Source organism: Streptomyces sp. NPDC048338 (assembly GCF_043201055.1).
Taxonomy (GTDB): Bacteria; Actinomycetota; Actinomycetes; order Streptomycetales; family Streptomycetaceae; genus Streptomyces.
This window is the reverse complement of sequence record NZ_JBICYQ010000023.1, coordinates 20,353-37,998: the sequence shown is the minus strand read 5'-3', so window position 1 is coordinate 37,998 and position 17,646 is coordinate 20,353. Positions and strand designations below refer to the sequence as shown.

The 17,646-nt window shown below is 68.6% G+C and carries 20 protein-coding genes and 1 tRNA gene; 17 read left to right on the top strand and 4 right to left on the bottom strand.

What is annotated here, in order from left to right:
- From ACGFZF_RS36525 to ACGFZF_RS36515, 3 genes are all read right to left on the bottom strand, one after another.
- Positions 1-1,275, bottom strand: coding sequence for a DUF262 domain-containing protein (locus tag ACGFZF_RS36525; protein WP_393561484.1), 1,275 nt, complete (start codon positions 1,273-1,275; stop codon positions 1-3).
- Between the two features lie 321 nt (positions 1,276-1,596).
- Entirely contained in the window at positions 1,597-2,289 is a 693-nt protein-coding gene (locus tag ACGFZF_RS36520) for an HAD family hydrolase (protein ID WP_393561482.1), read from the bottom strand.
- Positions 2,276-3,142: a GntR family transcriptional regulator gene (locus ACGFZF_RS36515; RefSeq protein WP_386542454.1), complete on the bottom strand. Its 867-nt coding sequence runs from the start codon at positions 3,140-3,142 to the stop codon at positions 2,276-2,278. Before ACGFZF_RS36515 ends, ACGFZF_RS36520 begins: the two co-directional genes overlap by 14 nt.
- A gap of 153 nt (positions 3,143-3,295) precedes the next feature.
- Here ACGFZF_RS36515 and ACGFZF_RS36510 point away from each other — a divergent pair, with 153 nt between their 5' ends.
- From ACGFZF_RS36510 to ACGFZF_RS36455, 12 genes are all read left to right on the top strand, one after another.
- Positions 3,296-3,625 carry a hypothetical protein gene (locus ACGFZF_RS36510; RefSeq protein WP_393561479.1) on the top strand — a complete coding sequence of 110 codons (330 nt, stop codon included), beginning with the start codon at positions 3,296-3,298 and terminating at the stop codon, positions 3,623-3,625.
- Positions 3,626-3,627: 2 nt separating this feature from the next.
- The gene (locus ACGFZF_RS36505; protein ID WP_393561477.1) at positions 3,628-4,977 is read left to right on the top strand and encodes an FtsK/SpoIIIE domain-containing protein; all 1,350 of its coding nucleotides are present in this window, start codon (positions 3,628-3,630) and stop codon (positions 4,975-4,977) included.
- Positions 4,978-5,054: 77 nt separating this feature from the next.
- Positions 5,055-5,726, top strand: a complete 672-nt coding sequence (locus ACGFZF_RS36500; protein WP_393561474.1) for a DUF2637 domain-containing protein — start codon at positions 5,055-5,057, stop codon at positions 5,724-5,726.
- Positions 5,727-5,746: 20 nt separating this feature from the next.
- A complete protein-coding gene (locus ACGFZF_RS36495; RefSeq protein ID WP_393561472.1) occupies positions 5,747-5,935 on the top strand; it encodes a mobile element transfer protein in 189 nt (62 codons plus the stop codon).
- Between the two features lie 19 nt (positions 5,936-5,954).
- A complete protein-coding gene (locus tag ACGFZF_RS36490; protein ID WP_393561470.1) occupies positions 5,955-6,113 on the top strand; it encodes a hypothetical protein in 159 nt (52 codons plus the stop codon).
- 11 nt (positions 6,114-6,124) lie between these two features.
- Positions 6,125-6,445, top strand: a complete 321-nt coding sequence (locus ACGFZF_RS36485; RefSeq protein ID WP_393561468.1) for a SpdD-like protein — start codon at positions 6,125-6,127, stop codon at positions 6,443-6,445.
- Positions 6,446-6,450: 5 nt separating this feature from the next.
- On the top strand, positions 6,451-6,999 hold the full coding sequence (locus tag ACGFZF_RS36480; RefSeq protein ID WP_393561466.1) for a GGDEF domain-containing protein: 549 nt from the start codon (positions 6,451-6,453) through the stop codon (positions 6,997-6,999).
- 279 nt (positions 7,000-7,278) lie between these two features.
- A complete protein-coding gene (locus ACGFZF_RS36475; protein ID WP_393561464.1) occupies positions 7,279-7,518 on the top strand; it encodes a hypothetical protein in 240 nt (79 codons plus the stop codon).
- Positions 7,515-8,918 carry a replication initiator protein RepSA gene (gene repSA / locus ACGFZF_RS36470; RefSeq protein ID WP_393561462.1) on the top strand — a complete coding sequence of 468 codons (1,404 nt, stop codon included), beginning with the start codon at positions 7,515-7,517 and terminating at the stop codon, positions 8,916-8,918. The genes ACGFZF_RS36475 and repSA overlap by 4 nt, the downstream gene beginning before the upstream one ends.
- A gap of 11 nt (positions 8,919-8,929) precedes the next feature.
- The gene (locus ACGFZF_RS36465) at positions 8,930-9,100 is read left to right on the top strand and encodes a helix-turn-helix transcriptional regulator (protein ID WP_393561521.1); all 171 of its coding nucleotides are present in this window, start codon (positions 8,930-8,932) and stop codon (positions 9,098-9,100) included.
- Positions 9,097-10,470, top strand: a complete 1,374-nt coding sequence (locus ACGFZF_RS36460) for a tyrosine-type recombinase/integrase (RefSeq protein WP_393561460.1) — start codon at positions 9,097-9,099, stop codon at positions 10,468-10,470. The genes ACGFZF_RS36465 and ACGFZF_RS36460 overlap by 4 nt, the downstream gene beginning before the upstream one ends.
- Positions 10,471-10,546: 76 nt before the next feature.
- Entirely contained in the window at positions 10,547-11,434 is an 888-nt protein-coding gene (locus ACGFZF_RS36455; RefSeq protein WP_393561458.1) for a nuclease-related domain-containing protein, read from the top strand.
- A 199-nt stretch (positions 11,435-11,633) separates the two neighbouring features.
- Here ACGFZF_RS36455 and ACGFZF_RS36450 read toward each other — a convergent pair.
- Positions 11,634-11,705: transfer RNA gene (locus ACGFZF_RS36450), tRNA-Arg, on the bottom strand.
- Between the two features lie 110 nt (positions 11,706-11,815).
- Here ACGFZF_RS36450 and ACGFZF_RS36445 point away from each other — a divergent pair.
- From ACGFZF_RS36445 to thrC, 5 genes are all read left to right on the top strand, one after another.
- On the top strand, positions 11,816-12,340 hold the full coding sequence (locus ACGFZF_RS36445) for a response regulator (RefSeq protein WP_393561456.1): 525 nt from the start codon (positions 11,816-11,818) through the stop codon (positions 12,338-12,340).
- A 111-nt stretch (positions 12,341-12,451) separates the two neighbouring features.
- Positions 12,452-13,582, top strand: a complete 1,131-nt coding sequence (nrtL, locus tag ACGFZF_RS36440) for an ArgS-related anticodon-binding protein NrtL (protein WP_393561455.1) — start codon at positions 12,452-12,454, stop codon at positions 13,580-13,582.
- A gap of 10 nt (positions 13,583-13,592) precedes the next feature.
- Positions 13,593-14,984 (top strand): diaminopimelate decarboxylase, encoded by a 1,392-nt coding sequence (lysA, locus tag ACGFZF_RS36435; protein WP_393561453.1) that lies wholly within the window; start codon positions 13,593-13,595, stop codon positions 14,982-14,984.
- Positions 14,985-15,089: 105 nt separating this feature from the next.
- Positions 15,090-16,382: a homoserine dehydrogenase gene (locus ACGFZF_RS36430; protein WP_187282894.1), complete on the top strand. Its 1,293-nt coding sequence runs from the start codon at positions 15,090-15,092 to the stop codon at positions 16,380-16,382.
- A 6-nt stretch (positions 16,383-16,388) separates the two neighbouring features.
- Positions 16,389-17,459 carry a threonine synthase gene (gene thrC / locus ACGFZF_RS36425; protein ID WP_393561450.1) on the top strand — a complete coding sequence of 357 codons (1,071 nt, stop codon included), beginning with the start codon at positions 16,389-16,391 and terminating at the stop codon, positions 17,457-17,459.
- Positions 17,460-17,646: the final 187 nt, after the last annotated feature.

Genomic DNA, 17,646 nt, shown 5'->3' with positions numbered 1-17,646 from the left:
TCAGCTCCGGCCGTCCAAGTGGCCGTCAAGAAAACTAAGGTAAAGTTTGTTGCGCTCGGCTAGGTCGCGAGTATTGACCCTGCGACCGTCGATTCGATCTCCGTTTTCTTCGTAGAACCGGTCGATCCCTTCACGGATTGCGAGTCGCTTATCCACTAGCTCGGTGCTTCGTGAGAGCCTTTGACTAAAAGCAAGCATCAGAGGTTCGTACGCAACGATGGCCGGCTCTTCAATCCATTGCCACTGCCCGTTCCGGAAGCGCTTTAGCCAGAAGGCACGGTGGGTCATGACTTGCTCCACCAGATCAGAGGTTTGAACGAACAATGCTCCCAGCTTGGTCAGAAGTTCGGGCTTATACCCGTTCGCAGCCTTGAGGTAGGAGTCAAGGAAGAGTTTCAGATTCCTTGGGTTACGCGACCCAGCAATCAATCTTTGCCGATATGCGAAGAACCGCAGCACCAATTCGACGTCGTACATCGATCGGTAATAGGGATGATTTTCAGGTGACGATTCGCCTTCGCCCTCTTCTTCATTGCTTGTAGTCGTAATACCCCAGAGGCGGCGAAAACTAGGCGTCTCAGCCAAATCGAGACACAGGCGGTTCATAGGACCCGGCAGCAGGGCATTCCGGGATTCCTGTGCAGTCAGATCTACGCCACCGCTATTGATGCGCTCGAAGACGAGCTGTTTCAGTAGGTCTGCTTCGCGGCCTGACGGTCCGCCAGTTTCATGCAACAGAATGACAGCGCTAAGGTAGCGGCGATCGATACCGCGTTGTGACATTTCGTCCAAGTCGGAGTAGCGCTTACCGTTATGCTGTGGGAAATACTGGAGATCGCGGAGGGCGTAGCTATCTTTATAGAACTCCGAAATGGCAGTTAGACGCTGAAGGCCGTCCATGACTTCGAACTTGCTCAGTTCTGCCTCGTAAAGGAAAATCGGAGGAATGGGCACGTTAAGCATGATGGATTCGATGAGCCTAGATTGCTTATCGGGGTTCCATCGATGGCGGCGCTGGAAATCTGGGTTGAGATTCCACTCCTTCCCGGCCACCAGGTCGGGAATCTGAGCGACCTGGTAACGGGCTTGTTCCGTCACGATACGAAAATCGCTTTGCCTGTACTTCGCGGCTTCGTCTATTCTCTGGTCGGTACTTTCGTTGAAGTTGACTCGTTCACCAGGTAGAAGGATTGGCGACTGCCTTGCGGTGGCATGCTCCTCTACGGTGAAAAGGCCCTGATCGTGAGCTTGAGGTCGGGAATTTTGCTCCGCCATGTGATGCCACCGTTCGCTCTCTGCCGATCGCTCGAGATGAGCTGTCTTCAGCAGATGGTAAAGGCAGTTAGGGGCAGTCTGTATCACACAAATGAGCGATCTCGGTGAGATCAATTTGGACAATATGGGTTAAAAATATCTAAAATTGGCTCCGGTGCTCCTGTCCTGGCTCTGCATTGCGCGGCACGGGTGCTGGCCGGGCTGGAGCGGGGCGGAGACTGGAGCGCAGGCCTGGCCGGGGGCCGGGCCGCGCGCGGGGAGCGGAGCGAGCCGCACTTGATGAGGTAGAGAAACCTGTAACAGCTCCCCTGCGCTCCTGGGCTACGCCGGTGTGAGTGCGTCGGCGATGGCCTGCATGTCCTCTGTGATGACGTCCGCATGAGCATCGGCGAACAGGTCAGCCTTGTGAGGCTTGTTGGCGTAGGCGATCACCGTCGTACCGGCTGCATGAGCGGCCTCAATGTCCGTGAGCGAGTCGCCGATCAGGGTGCAGTTCGTGACGTCCATGTGCACCTGCTCGGCCGCGGTGATGAGCGGGAACGGATTGGGCTTCATCAAGTGGGGCTGCCCGGACGGTCGCCCGACGACTTTCGCTACGTACTCCTCCAGGCCGTGCAGCTCCAGGAAGCGTTCAACGCAGTCGGCGGAGTTGTTGCTCACCACCACAACGGCTCGTCCTGAGGAGCGTGCGGCCTGGAGGGCCTCCACTGACCCCCGGGTCGGCGGGCCGGCCACCGCGACGGCTTCGACCTCTGCGGCCGTCAGGGCTTCCTCCACCTGCTGGCCCACTTCGGCGTTCGCTTCGTGGGCGATACGAAGGACCTCGATCGGATCGTCGGTCGCGGCGGCCCTGGTGCCCGCGGACGCGTCCTGGACGGAGAGAAGTGCCGTCAGTTGCTTCGCGACCTCGGGGGCGGGAGACCCAGCGAACACGTCGCACACGGGCCCGTCGAAGTCGAGGAGGATCACGCGTGCGTTCGCCAGGATGTCCGAGAGCTGGTCATCGTGCGTCAAGGTCGAAGTCCCTTCCGATGGTCTCCCAGACGCTGTCGAACCACATGCGGGCCTGCTGCACCTGCTGCGCTCCGCTGGAGGACTCGCCGTCGTTGATCGAGTGGTGGAAGAGCGTGGTGTCCTTGCCGACCAGGTCGTAGATCTCAAGCGTCTCGCCTTGCGCGACCACCTTGTTGGGGCGGATCGGGTAGTACCCGAAGAACGCGTCTTCGTTGTTGATTACGTACAGCTTGAAGAACTGCGTACCGCTGTGGACGCGGACGCTGATCCGGGTCTCGGCGACCAGGCCGAGGTGTTCCAGCTCGGCGATGGCGTCCCGGATGCTTCGGGTGTAGCTGACCATGATGTCATGCATGCGGTCGCGAAGCCGCTGGTCATCTGCCCCATCCTCCATGCGTACTGGCGCGGCCTGCGGCACGGACATGTCCGGGACGAGTATCCGCATCGTGATGCTCGACGGCGTGAGTCGGCCAACGCGGATTTTGTCGAGCGGCTCCTGTAGCGCGCCGTGCAGCGTCTCGCTGGAGAACCCCGCGAAGTCGATCGTCACATGGTCCTTGGCGAATGCCTGCTCGACGTACGGCCGCAGTCCCGCCGGCCTCTCGGTCCGGTTGCGGACGTAGACGCCACTGCCCTTGCGGGAGACCACGAGCCCTTCGTCTTCGAGGTCGCGCAACGCGCGCTGAATCGTCGCCCGGGCGAACCCGTAAAGCTCCGTCAGCTTGGCGTGGGACGGGAGCTTTTCGCCCGGGCCGAGCCGCCTCGTACGGATGGCGGCGCTGAGGCTGCTGGCCACCTGCTCGTAGGGGGCTCGGTCGTCGTCGGGGTCTAGCGGCTCGGGGACGAAGGTCATGGGTCGATGGTAGGCGAGACCTCCCAGGCAGGACAGTCACGCCAGTCATGTTGTTGACATGGCTAGCCATGTCTCCTACCTTCGAGATGTGACCAACCTAGCTAGCCAAGTTGGTCATCTCGATCCTTCCTGCCATCTCCAAGGAGAACAACCATGCCGTCCTTCAAGATCGACACGTCGACCGCCGTGGTGTTCGTCGCGACCGCTCCCACGCCGAAGCTCGTGAGCAAGCAGACCGGTGAGCGCGCCATGGACCGGGAGACCGGTGCCGGACTCTCCACGGTCGGACTTCTCATCTCGGACGAGGGAGAGGGCAACCTCTACCAGGTGACCATCCCGGAGACCGGCCTCCCGGAGGGCCTGGCGCCGGGTATGCCGGTGTCGGTGATCGGGCTCAAGGCCCGGGACTGGGAGAACACGTTCAACGGCCAGACCCGGCACGGCATCTCGTTCCGCGCCGTCGCCCTCACGACCGGGGTCTGACCGTGACTGACCTGTCGACGTTATGGGAGGTCGGCCTCCCGCTCGCCGGCGCGGGTGGTGGTCTCGGCTACGCGAAGGTCCGCGCGCCGCGCGTGTACTGGTCGCTGGTGGGTCTGCCTGTCGCCGGCGTGCGGTTCGCGGCGACCTACCGCTCGACCATGGATGTGTGTGGTCTGACGGTGCAGCCGTCCCGCCTGCGGGCGTTCATGGTCCGCACCGTCGCCCGCCGCACTGATGTCCAGCCCGTACCGCCGAAGGTCCGCCGCGTGCGGGGTTCCTCGACCGGGATGCGGGTCACGCTCCGGCTCCCGGCCGGCCTGGAGCCCGCCGACGTGATGGCGGCATCCGAACGGCTGCGGCACGCCTGGGGTGTCCACTCGGTCAACGTGATGGAGACGAAGCCGGGATTCGTGGAACTGCGGATGACCGGCTACGACGTGCTGCGTCGGGTGACGTTGCCGCGCCGGGTTCCTACCGGGTCGATGGCGGTCCCGGTGGCGCTGCGGGAGGACGGCACCGCGTTCGTCCGGGACTACCTGAAGGTCCCGCACGCGCTGACGCTCGGCGCGAACCAGTCGGGCAAGTCCATGTATCAACGCAACCTGATCGCGGGGCTCGCCCGGCTGCCCGTCGCCCTCGTCGGGATCGACTGCAAGCGGGGCGTCGAGCAGCGCGGTTACGCGCCCCGCCTGTCGGCCCTCGCGGTCGCGCCCGAGGAAGCCGACGGTCTCCTGGAAGCACTGGTGGGGGAGATGGAGTCCCGCTTCGACCTGCTGAGCGAGCAGGGGGCGGCCGACATCTGGGCCCTGCCGGAAGAGCTCCGGCCTGTGCCGGTCGTGGTCCTGGTGGACGAGGTCGCGGAGCTGTTCCTCGTCGCGACCAAGAAGGAGGAGGAACGCCGGGACCGGATGGTCACCCAGTTGATCAGGCTCGGGCAGATGGCCCGGGCGGCCGGCATCTTCCTGGAGGTCTGCGGGCAGCGGTTCGGCTCCGACCTGGGCAAGGGTGCCACCGCGCTCCGTGCCCAGCTCACCGGCCGGGTCGTCCACCGGGTCAATGACAAGCAGACCGCCGAGATGGGCGTGGGGGACATCGCCCCGGACGCCGTGGTCACCGTACTGACGATCCCGCCGGACCGGCCCGGCGTCGCAGTGGCCGGCGATACGTCCGGCGGCTGGTCCCGCATCCGTACGCCCGAGTTGAGCTCAGCCGAAGCAGCCGCGATCTGCGTGGAGTACGCGCACCTGACGCCCGCCGTTCCGCGCCTCGCCCCCTACCGGCCGGTGGTCCGCGTTCCCGTCGAGGTCCACGGGCCGATCCCGCTGGTGAAGCCGATCCCGGCGACCGACTGACGCCTCTTCCCTCTCTGGTCGGCGTGACCATCTCGCGCCAGGTCCCTACCCGACCCATGCCCGTAAGGAGGTGACCCGTGTCCCGAACCCTCCGCTTCGACGCCGTGCTCATCCAGGCCGTCATCGCCGGAGCCCTGTCGTTCTCCCATCTGCACGACCTGGCTGCGGCGGCCGGACAAGACGGCTGGAAGGCGTGGGCCTACCCGGTGAGCGTCGACCTGCTGTTGGTCGCCGCCTGGCGCCGGATGCGAGCTGATGGGGGCAACCGTGATGCCTGGCTCTGGTTCGCCATCGCCCTGATCGCGTCCCTCGGTGCCAACGTCGCCACCGCCGGAATGCTCGACATGACCGACGTACCGCCCTGGCTGCGCATCCTCGTCGCTGGATGGCCCGCGCTCGCCTTCCTCGGCGGCACGCTCCTGGCCCACTCACCTACCGATGTGCCGCAGCCAGAGGCTGAGCCTGCGGTCGATACCGAACGCGAAGCTCTGCCGGATCTGACGGTGGAGCGGGCCCCCGAACCAGCCCCGGAGCTCCCGCCGGCCGGACCCGCTCGGCAGGACGTCCCGCCGGAGCCCGTAGCGCAGGCGCCTGCCGTCACCGTTCCGCCGGCACTGCTCGACCATGCCCGGAAGATCGCGGACGCCCATCACGCCCAGACCGGTGCCCCGATCGACGCGGCCACTCTTCGCAGCCGTCTCGGCATCCCGTCCGCGCTGGCGGACTCGATCGCCCTCCAGCTCGCCTGACCCAGGAAGGAGTAAGACCTGTGCGCCCGAATCGCTTCCACAACATCGCCCGCTTCGGACCTGTGTGCGTCGGCACCCACCGAGACGGCCGTGGCCGCACCAAGCACACCGCCGTGTGCACAGCCCCCGGCTGCGACTTCTCGGCCGACTACAACACCCGCGCCGCCGCCGAACTCGCCGCCCGCACCCACCGCTGCAACCCGCGCTGACCCTCAAGGAGTTCGCGTCATGGACGTCCCGCTCTGGCTCGCCCTGATCGTCGTCGGCGCCCTCGGCATCAAGCTCATCCGCCCGCCCTGGTGGCTCGTCGCCGTGATCCTCCTCGGCGGCTACCTCCTCGCCGACAGCGTCCTCGCCCCGCTCATCGACCACACGATCACCAAGTAGGGAGACCCGCCATGCTCCGACCGCACGTCCCGGTCAACCCGCTCCCGACCGGCCACACCACCCCGCTCGCGCCGCCCGCCCCGACAACTGCTGTCGAGCCCGCGGCCTGCAACCACGGCCAGGCTCCGATGCGGGCCGCCTCGACCCGTACGACGGTCCAGCTCACCCCGGGCAGTGTTCTTGCCCTGGCGGCCGGTGGCGGGGCTGTGGTCCTGGTCGTCGGCACCGTCCTCGTCTCGCTCCTCCTGGCGGTCGCCATCACCGGCGTCTCCGTCGCCGTCATCGCTGTCGTCCTGCGGCTGCTCGTCCGCGACATGCAGCAGGGCCGGTGACCGTCATGGACACGTACACGATCGCGGCTGCGGGCTTACCGGCCCTGGGCTGGGCCTTCCACGGCAGCCTGCTCGTCCGCCGCCTGGCCACGGCCCGCCGAGACCCGCTGACCGGCCTCCACACCCGCGCCGGTTGGACCGCTCGGGCCGAACACCTCATGTCCCGGCACACGAACGCGCTCGTGGTCCTGGTCGACCTGGACGACTTCAAGGCCGTCAACGACACCCACGGTCATGCCGCCGGTGACACGGTTCTGGCTGCCACTGCCGATCGCCTGACGGCCTGGTGCGGACGGCATGGGATCGCCGCCCGCCTCGGGGGAGACGAGTTCGCCGCCATCGTCGCCGACCCTGCCCACACCGCCGGCCTTCCGGCTCTCCAGGTCGCGCTGGACCAGCCGGTCACCCACAGCGGGCACACCCTGCGGGTCTCGGCCTCGGTCGGCCACTGCCACCGCAGACACCTGCCGGTCCCGATCCTCACGGACGCGCTGTCCGCCGCCGACATGTCGATGTACGCGGCCAAGGGCCACGGCAGGCGCAACACACGCTAAGCGGCCCCCGGAGCGGCCTCGGTCGCCAAACTTCCGCCGCTCCGGGTGCCTGAACCCATCCCAGATCCAAAGGACCCGAAAGGGAGAGCTCATCATGCCCCAGACCACCCAGCCCCGGCGTGTGTGCCGCGACTGCGATGGCTTTGCCACCGTCACCATCACAACCGGCCTTCCGGCCGTCGACGGCATCCGGAACACCATCCGTGTCCACTGCCCTGCCTGCCGGGGCCTCGGTCACACCGTCCGCGCCGATCTCGTCCGCACGGGGCGGTAACCGCCGTGGGCTTCTTAACGCCGAGCAAGGAGAGCCCCGGCCTGCACGTCGAGGCCGAGCCGATCTACCGCTTCCACGACGACCCCGCCGCCTGGTCGACCAGGACCGCCAGCGAGCCCGCCGGCTCTTACCACTGCGGCAGCTGCGGCCAGTCCGATAGCGCCCGCGGCTCCCGCGACGTCGCCGCCCTCGTCGATGACTACACCGCCCACCACGGCCGCGCTCACAAGAAGGGGAGCAAGTGACCGACGCCGCCACTCTGGCGGGCCTGGACCCGGCCACTCTGAGCGATCTGCTCCGGGTGGCCGGGTCCCCCGGCTTCGACCGCCTCACCGACCAACTCCGCCGCACCGGAGGATGCGCCGCCCCCATCCGCCTGTCCGGCGGCACCAAGCTCCTCGACCCGTCCACCCGGACCGTGCTCCACGCGTACTCGACCGACACCGAGCCCGGCGGAGTCCTGCGGGTCGCCTGCGGCAACCGGCGCGCCTCCCGCTGCCCGTCCTGCGCCTGGACCTACGCAGGCGACACCTACCACCTGATCCGCGCCGGCCTCGTCGGCAACCCGGACAAGGGCACCCCCGAAACCATCCGTGACCACCCCCGCGTCTTTGCCACCCTCACAGCCCCGTCCTTCGGCCCGGTCCACAACCGGCCCGGCAGCCGGCCGTGCCGCTGCGGCATCCAGCACCAGGAGGACGCGCCCGAACTCGGCACCCCGCTCCACCCCGACCGATACGACTACGCGGGTGCGGTGCTGTGGAACAACCACGCTTCCGAACTGTGGCGCTACTTCACGATCTACCTCCGTCGCGAGATCGCCCGCCGTGCCGGCCTCACCCAGAAGGCTGCCCGCGAACAGTCCCGCGTCTCCTTCGGCAAGGTCGCCGAGTACCAGAAACGCGGCGCGGTCCACTTCCACGCCGTGATCCGCTTCGACGGCCCCCAAGGCCCCGACACCCCGCCCCCGACCTGGGCCACCCTCGACCTCCTCACCGACGCCATCCGCGCCGCCGCCGCCCGCGCTCAGGTCGTCGTCCCCGCCGCGCCCGACTTCGGCGTGGACCAGGACGTGAAGCTCACCTGGGGCACGCAGCTCGACGTGCAGCCCATCAAGGCCTTCGGCCAGGGCGAAGACCTCACCGAACAGGCCGTCGCCGCCTACGTCGCCAAGTACGCCACCAAGGCCGCCGAGACCACCGGGTCCGTGGACCACCGCGTGGGCAACAGAGAAGCCCTGATCCTCCTCGACGTCCCCGACCATCCCCGGCGCCTGATGGAAGCGTGCATGGACCTCGACCGGGCCTACCCCGACCGGCGACTCCTGGCCTGGGCCCACATGCTCGGCTTCCGCGGCCACTTCTCCACCAAATCCCGCCGCTACTCCACCACCCTCGGCGCCTTACGCCAGGTCCGCGCCGACTACCGCGCCGCCCAGCAGCGCACCGCACTCGGCCTCCCCGACCCCGACGACGACCCGGAAGCCACCGTGCTCGTGGTCGCCCACTGGACCTACGCCGGCCACGGCCACACACCCGGCGAATCCTGGCTCGCCGCCAACATCCACCGCGACATCCAGCACAACCGTGACCACGCCCGCGAGATCCGTGCCGAACTGTCCGAACTGGAAGGAGAGCTGTCGTGAAGGACGAGCTGATGACCGTCCCGCAGATCCTCGCCGAGCTGGGTGGGGTCTCGCGACGGACCTTCTACCGATGGCGTGAGCTGGGGCAGGGGCCGGCCGCCTTCAAGCTCCCCAATGGAGAACTCCGAGTCTGGAGGAGCGACTTCTCCACGTGGCTCCGACAGTTGGAGGCAGCGGCGTGAAGTCCCTCGATGTGAAGGTGTGGGGTGTCCGGAAGCGCGACACCAAGACGCCTTCATACGGTGCCCGTTGGTCTGTGGCGGGCAACGTGTTCTCGGAATCGTTCCGGACCAAAGCGCTTGCCGATCACTACCGCACGAAGCTCATGCGTGCGATGCGAGACGGCGAGGAGTTCGATTCGGAATCGGGTCTCCCGGCCTCCATGGAAGAGAAGAAGTCCGCGGTGACGTGGTACGACTTCGCTCTCAGGTATCTCGCCATGAAGTGGCCGCATGCCGCCCCCAATACGCGGGACGGCATCAATGAATCGCTTACCAGCGTGACAGTGGAACTCCTCACTGAGCGTCCCGGCCGGCCATCCGACGAGGTAGTCCGTAGAGCGTTGCGCAACTGGGCCTTCGTACTGCCGGGGCCTGATGGGCGAGAGGTGCCCGACGACGTGAGCAACGTCCTTCACTGGGTGTCCAAGGCGTCTCGGCCGCTTGCCGATCTTGCCGAGCCCGCCACCGCCCGCGCCGTGCTCGACGCTCTGAAGCTCAAGCTCGATGGGACCGCGGCGGCAGCGGAAACCGTGCGACGTAAGCGCCGGACGCTCGTGAACGCCGCGAACTACGCGGTGGACCTGGGGGAGCTGCGCGAGAACCCGATCACGGCCGTTCGCTGGCAGAAGCCGAAGGTGTCCAACCAGGTCGACCCGCGCATCGTCGCCAACCCGGAGCAGGCCCGCAACCTCCTGACAGCCGTCTCCTACGTGGGCGGGTACCGGCGTGCCCGCGGCCGTCGGCTCGTCGGCCTGTTCGCCGCGATGTACTTCGGTGGCCTGCGGCCGGCAGAAGCCGTCGGCCTGGTCGAGACGGACCTGGTCCTCCCCGAGCAGGGCTGGGGCTCGGCCCTGCTCCACCGCACCCGTCCGTCGGTGGGCAAGCAGTGGACCGATTCGGGAGAGACGCACGACGACCGCGGCCTGAAGAACCGGCCGACCGAGGACATCCGCAGGGTGCCCATCCCCCCGCATCTGGTCGCCGTTCTTCGTGAGCATCTGACCGTCTTCGGCACCGCGGACGACGGTCGACTGTTCTTCAGCGAGAAGGGTTCGGTGGTCCCCTCCTCGACCTACTACCGCGTCTGGCAGGAGGCCAGGCTCCTCGCGCTCCCGCCGGCCATCGCGGCCTCGCCGCTCGCGAGTCGGCCGTACGACCTTCGGCACTCGGCACTGTCGACCTGGCTCAACGCGGGCGTCGACCCGACCGAGGTGGCCGAGCGCGCCGGCAACAGCGTGGAGGTACTGCTGACCCGCTACGCGAAGTGCCTCGACGGGCGCCAGGACGTCGCCAACCGGCGCATTGAGGATCTTCTTCGCGAGTACGAGTGAAGCACTGTGCATCACCCCATTGAGGCTCCGGACATCTTGTCCGGGGCCTCACTCGTTTTCAGCCCTACCCACTGCGATGCTGCGAGCGGAGAGCGGACGAGGGGGGCTCGTGGAGCTGGAGATCACGCGATGGAAGCGGTACGGACATGATCGCCTGTATGCGAATCTGCCCGATGGTGCAGCGGTCGGTTGGGCGGACGTGACGACGGGGGACATCACCGTCCTGGTTGCTGAGTATCGCGATGACGTGATCGCCGCGCTGACGCACCGCTTACGGAAGGTCTCCGCATCGGACTTGCCACAGGGGACATCTGGGGCTGAAGCCCGTCCGGTGCTGCCGCCTCTGCTGCCGGCCGACGACCTGTCCGCCAACCGTCCCGGTGAAGCCCTTCGTGACCTGCTCGACAAGTCTGGCCCGGGTCTCATGGAGCGTGTCGTCTCACGGCTCCTGCGGCGCCCTAGCAAGTGGGACTCGTGGCGGAAAGGACTGGCGGGGGAGAAGCGCGTGGGAGGCGAGCTGAACCGGTTGGAGCGGCACGGCTGGCGGGTCCTGCACTCGATTCCCTTGGGTGACCGTGTGGACGTCGACCACTTGCTGATCGGCCCTGGAGGAGTGTTCAGCATCAACACGAAACATCACCACGACAAGGCCGTATGGGTCGGCGACGACGCGGTGAAGGTCAATCACGGCAAGCCGGCGCCTTACGTCCGCAAGAGCCGAGCAGAGGCCAAGCGTGTGGTCCGGGTGCTGGAGCAGTACTGCGGATTCCCTGTACCGGTTGAACCGGTCCTCGTCTTCGTCGGCGTCACCGACCTCAAGGTGGTCGCCACGCAACTCAGCGTCCGGGTGTACCAGGAGCGCCAAGTCGCTGCTCTGGCGCCGCTCTCAGGGGCACTGACGGCTGACCAGGTCGAGCAGGTGTACAGCGTCGCTCGTCATCGTCAGGCGTGGAGCCAGGCCTGAGTCCCGTGCCCTTCAGCGGGCCGGCCGTCTCTGTCCTCGCCTGGACCTCACCTGCGGCGACGCCCCCAAGATCCCGTCCACGCCTCGTCCACAGACCCTGTCATACGCCCGCCCAGCCCCGCGCACGCCTGCGCATGCAAGAAGACCCCGTCCTCAGCATCTCTGCTGGTGGCGGGGTCTCTAGGCACTTCCTGCGAAGTGCCCCCGGCAGGATTCGAACCTGCGCACACGGCTCCGGAGGCCGTTGCTCTATCCCCTGAGCTACGGGGGCGTTGCCGCGTTCAGCGGCGACGGGTAGAACCCTACCAGCATCGGAGCGGTGCCCGTGAACAGGTATTTCCGTCGCGTCACGGGGGCTTCGTTCCCCCGCACGGGTCGGAAGTGGGCAAAACACGGACGCGGCCCCGCGGCGCGACCTACTCTCGTCGTGTGTCAGGCGTGTCCGGGCGGGTGCTCGTTGTCGATGACAACCGGGTGATCCGGCAGTTGATCAGGGTCAATCTCGAGCTCGAGGGCTTCGAGGTGGTGACCGCGGCCGATGGTGCCGAGTGTCTGGATGTCGTTCATCAGGTTTGTCCTGATGTCGTCACCCTGGACGTCGTCATGCCTCGCTTGGACGGCCTACGCACCGCCGAGCGGCTGCGCTCCGATCCGCGGACCAGTCATCTGCCCGTCGCGATCGTCAGTGCCTGCACCCAGTACGAGACCGAGAGCGGCTTCGCCGTCGGTGTCGACGCCTTCCTCGCCAAGCCCTTCGAACCCGCCGAGCTCGTCCGCGTCGTGCGGCAGCTCATGCACCGGGACCGGCGTGAGCGCCGGGACGGTCAGGAGGGGCCGTCTGGTGTCGACGGCAGACACGGGGTCGGCCGCGCGGAGAGCCGGAACCTTCCCGGGCAGCACATCTAGTCGCGTCGGGACCGGGCGTACGGATCCCTGTTCGGAGGCCCGGGAGTGCCGGGTGCCCGCATGGCGAAACCGGTTCGCTTTTGGCCCCCCCTTCTCCCCTACGCTGGTCCCGTGACCCCCGCGGACCTCTCCCTCACCGTGCTGCACGCCGTGCGCCGTGCGGTCGACGACGGTGCGCTGCGGGTCGACGCGGGCGATCTGCCCGAGCGCGTGAAGGTCGAGCGGTCCCGGCCCGGAGGGCGCGGCGACTACGCCAGCAACATCGCCCTCACCTTGGCCCGCCCCGCCGGGCGCCGGCCCCTGGACGTCGCCGGGATCCTCAAGGAACGCCTCGAACACAGCCCCGGGCTCGCCGCCGTCGACGTCACCGGCGCCGGTTTCCTGAACTTCACGCTGCGGCAGGACGCGGAGCAGGCCCTCGTGCGCGAGATCCTGCGCGAGGGTCGGCGCTACGGGTGGCGCGAGCCCCACGGCGCGACCGCGCGGCTCGTCCACCGCGCCGACCTGCGGGCCGCCGTCGTCGCCGACGCCGCGAGCCGGATCCTCGTCTCCCAGGGGTATCGGGTCGAGGTCGGTTGCGAGGGTCCCGACGACCCCGAGTGGGGGCTGCTCGGCGCACGGCCCGGAGCCGAGGCGCCGGAGGCGGGGGAGCGGCACGCTGTCGCCGACGTGGTCCCGCTGCCCGTCCCGTACACCGCCCGCGAGCTGCTGGACCGGCTCGGTCCGGACGCCGCCCGGTGGGGGCTTCTCTCCGCCGCCGCGCACGACACCGCCCGCCTCGGCGACGAACTCCTCCGGCAGCAGGAGGGGAACCCCCTCTTCCGGGTCCGGTACGCGCATGCACGGGTCCGCGCCCTCCTGCACAACGCGCGGCAGCTCGGGTTCGCCCCCGCCGGGGACGAGGCGCCGGGATCCGCCGCCGAACGGCCCGCCCCGGCCTCCGACCGGCCCGCCCCCGCCCAAGACCCCCAACCCCCCCACGCCCGTCGCCTCGTCGCCGTGCTCGGGGATCAGCCCGCCGTGCTCGCCGCCGCCGCCCGGTATCGCGCGCCCGACCGGGTGGTCCGGCAGCTGGAGGCGGTCGCCGACGTGCTGCTCGACTTCCAGCACACGGTGCTGCCCCGCGGCGACGAGAAACCCTCGGCCGCCCACCGTTCCCGGCTCGCGCTCGCCGAAGCCGCCGGGACGGTGCTCGCCGGTGGCCTGTCCCTGCTCGGCATCAGCGCACCCGATCGGATCTGAAAGAGCAGACATGAGTCGTTCCGCCCACCCCGCAGGGCCCCGCCACGCCGACGTCCTCCCCGAGGGGCACTACACCGCGCCGCCCACCGACCTGAACCGGCTCGACCCCAAGGTCTGGGCCCGGACGGTCGAGCGGAACGAGCAGGGTGTCGCCACCGTCGGCGGGTTGACGGTCGCCGAGCTCGCCGAGGAGTTCGGCACCCCCGCCTACTTCCTCGACGAGTCCGACTTCCGCGCCCGCTGCCGCGCCTGGGCGGACGCCTTCGGCAAGGACGCCGACGTCTTCTACGCGGGCAAGGCGTTCCTGTCCCGGGCGATCGTGCGGTGGCTCAAGGAAGAGGGACTGAACCTCGACGTGTGCTCCGGCGGCGAGCTGGCCACCGCCCTCGACGCCGGCATGCCGGCCGAGCGCATCGCCTTCCACGGGAACAACAAGTCCCCCGAGGAGATCGAGCGCGCCGTCGCCGCCGGCGTCGGCCGTATCGTCCTCGACTCCTTCCAGGAGATCGTCCGCGTCGCCCACATCGCCCAGGCCCTCGGCAAGCGCCAGCGCGTCCAGATCCGGGTCACCGTCGGCGTCGAGGCGCACACCCACGAGTTCATCGCCACGGCGCACGAGGACCAGAAGTTCGGCATCGCCCTCGCCGGCGGCCAGGCCGCCGAGGCCGTGCGTCGGGCGCTGCGCCTGGACGGCCTGGAGCTCATCGGCATCCACTCGCACATCGGCTCGCAGATCTTCGACATGGCGGGCTTCGAGGTCTCCGCCCGCCGTGTCGTCCAGCTGCTCGCCGAGGTCCGCGACGAGCACGGCGTCGAGCTGCCCGAGATCGACCTCGGCGGCGGGCTCGGCATCGCCTACACCTCCGAGGACGACCCGCGCGAGCCGCACCACATCGCCAAGGCCCTCACCGAGATCGTGACGCGCGAGTGCGAGGCCGCCGGGCTGCGCACGCCCCGCATCTCGGTCGAGCCCGGGCGCGCGATCGTCGGTCCGACCGCGTTCACCCTCTACGAGGTCGGCACGATCAAGCCCCTCGACGGGCTGCGGACCTACGTGAGCGTCGACGGCGGCATGTCCGACAACATCCGGACCGCGCTGTACGACGCCGAGTACAGCGTCGCGCTCGTCTCACGGACCAGCGAGGCCGAGCCGATGCTGTCCCGGGTCGTCGGCAAGCACTGCGAGAGCGGCGACATCGTGGTCAAGGACGCTTTCCTGCCCGCCGACCTGGCGCCCGGCGACCTGATCGCCGTACCGGCGACCGGCGCGTACTGCCGCTCCATGGCCAGCAACTACAACCACGCGCTCCGCCCGCCCGTCGTCGCCGTCCGCGACGGCGAGGCCCGGGTGATCGTCCGGCGCGAGACGGAGGAAGATCTCCTGCGTCTCGATGTCGGGTGATGAAATAGATGTCTCAGGATCCGGACGGAGGGCAGAAACCTCCGTCCGGTGAGTGAGACTGGTTCCCACCGTAGAGATACGAAGAAGTACGAGAAACGAGGTCGGATGATGCGTACGCGTCCGCTGAAGGTGGCGCTGCTGGGCTGTGGTGTGGTCGGCTCAGAGGTGGCGCGCATCATGACGACGCACGCCGACGACCTCGCCGCGCGCATCGGCGCCCCGGTCGAGCTCGCCGGCGTGGCGGTCCGCCGACCGGACAAGGTCCGCGAGGGCATCGCGCCCGAGCTGATCACCACCGACGCCACCGCCCTGGTCAAACGGGGCGACATCGACGTCGTCGTCGAGGTCATCGGCGGTGTCGAGCCGGCCCGCTCCCTCATCACCACCGCCTTCGAGCACGGCATCTCGGTCGTCTCGGCGAACAAGGCGCTGCTCGCCCAGGACGGCGCGAGCCTGTACGCCGCCGCCGAGCAGCACGGCCAGGACCTCTACTACGAGGCCGCCGTCGCCGGCGCCATCCCGCTCATCCGGCCGCTGCGCGAGTCCCTCGCCGGCGACAAGATCAACCGCGTGATGGGCATCGTCAACGGGACGACGAACTTCATCCTCGACAAGATGGACACCTCCGGCGCCGGGTACTCCGAGGCGCTCGACGAGGCGACCGCCCTCGGATACGCCGAGGCCGACCCGACCGCCGACGTCGAGGGCTTCGACGCCGCCGCCAAGGCCGCGATCCTCGCCGGGATCGCCTTCCACACCCGGGTCCGGCTCGACGACGTCTACCGCGAGGGCATGACCGAGGTCACCGCCGCGGACTTCGCCTCCGCCAAGCGCATGGGCTGCACCATCAAGCTGCTCGCCATCTGCGAGCGCTCCGCCGACGGCGAGTCCGTCACCGCGCGCGTGCACCCCGCGATGATCCCGCTCAGCCACCCGCTCGCCTCCGTCCGCGAGGCGTACAACGCGGTCTTCGTCGAGGCCGAGGCCGCCGGACGCCTGATGTTCTACGGCCCCGGCGCCGGCGGTTCCCCGACCGCCTCGGCCGTACTCGGCGACCTCGTCGCCGTGTGCCGGAACAAGCTCAACGAGGCCAACGGCCCCGGCGAGTCCGCGTACACCCAGCTGCCCGTGAGCCCCATGGGCGAGGTCGTGACGCGGTATCACATTAGCCTCGACGTGGCCGACAAGCCGGGCGTCCTCGCCCAGGTCGCGACGGTCTTCGCCGAGCACGGCGTGTCCATCGACACCGTCCGCCAGACGGGCAAGGACGGCGAGGCCTCCCTCGTCGTCGTCACCCACCGCGCGCCCGACGCCGCCCTCTCCGGGACCGTCGAGGCGCTGCGCAAGCTCGACACCGTGCGCGGTGTCGCCAGCATCATGCGTGTTGAAGGGGAGTAAGGACCCATGACCAGCAAGGGCACCCACCAGTGGCGCGGCATCATCGAGGAGTACCGGGACCGCCTTCCGGTCACGGACAAGACGCCCGTCGTCACGCTCCGTGAGGGGGGCACGCCGCTCGTCCCCGCTCAGGTGCTCTCCGAGCGCACCGGATGCGAGGTGCACCTCAAGGTCGAGGGCGCCAACCCCACCGGGTCCTTCAAGGACCGCGGCATGACGATGGCCATCACCCGGGCCAAGGAGGAGGGCGCGCAGGCCGTCATCTGCGCCTCCACCGGCAACACCTCGGCGTCCGCGGCCGCTTACGCGGTGCGCGCCGGCATGGTGTCCGCCGTCCTCGTGCCGCAGGGCAAGATCGCGCTCGGCAAGATGGGCCAGGCCCTCGTGCACGGCGCGAAGATCCTCCAGGTCGACGGCAACTTCGACGACTGCCTGAGGCTGGCGCGCAGCCTCTCCGAGAACTACCCGGTGGCTCTGGTCAATTCGGTCAACCCGGTGCGTATCGAGGGCCAGAAGACCGCCGCGTTCGAGATCGTCGACGCGCTCGGCGACGCCCCCGACATCCACGTGCTGCCGGTCGGCAACGCCGGCAACATCACGGCGTACTGGAAGGGGTACACCGAGTACGCCGCCGACGCGATGTCCACGCACCGGCCGCGGATGTGGGGCTTCCAGGCATCCGGCTCGGCGCCGCTCGTGCGCGGCGAGGTCGTCAAGGACCCGACGACCATCGCGACCGCGATCCGCATCGGCAACCCGGCCTCGTGGGACTACGCGATCGCCGCGCGCGACGAGTCGGGCGGCTTCATCGACGAGGTGACGGACCGTGAGATCCTGCGCGCCTACCGCCTGTTGGCCTCCCAGGAGGGCGTCTTCGTCGAGCCCGCCTCGGCCGCGTCGGTGGCCGGCCTGCTGAAGGCCGCCGAGCAGGGCAAGGTCGACCCGGGCCAGCGCATCGTCTGCACGGTCACCGGCAACGGCCTGAAGGACCCCGACTGGGCGGTCGCCGGCGCGCCCCAGCCCGTCACCGTCCCGGTCGACGCCGCGGCCGCCGCCGAGCGCCTCGGTCTCGCGTAACTCCGGTCCCGCGAGATCCGGTCGGGTCCGCCTCCGCGGCACCCCCGGTGGCTCCCACCAGGGGATTCCCCGCGGAGGCAAACCCGACCAGGAACGTACATAGGCGCACAGGAAGGCTCGCGACACGCATCGTGCGCCTCCTGTGCGCCCTATGTCGCCACAGAACCTTCCTTCGATAGGCTGTACC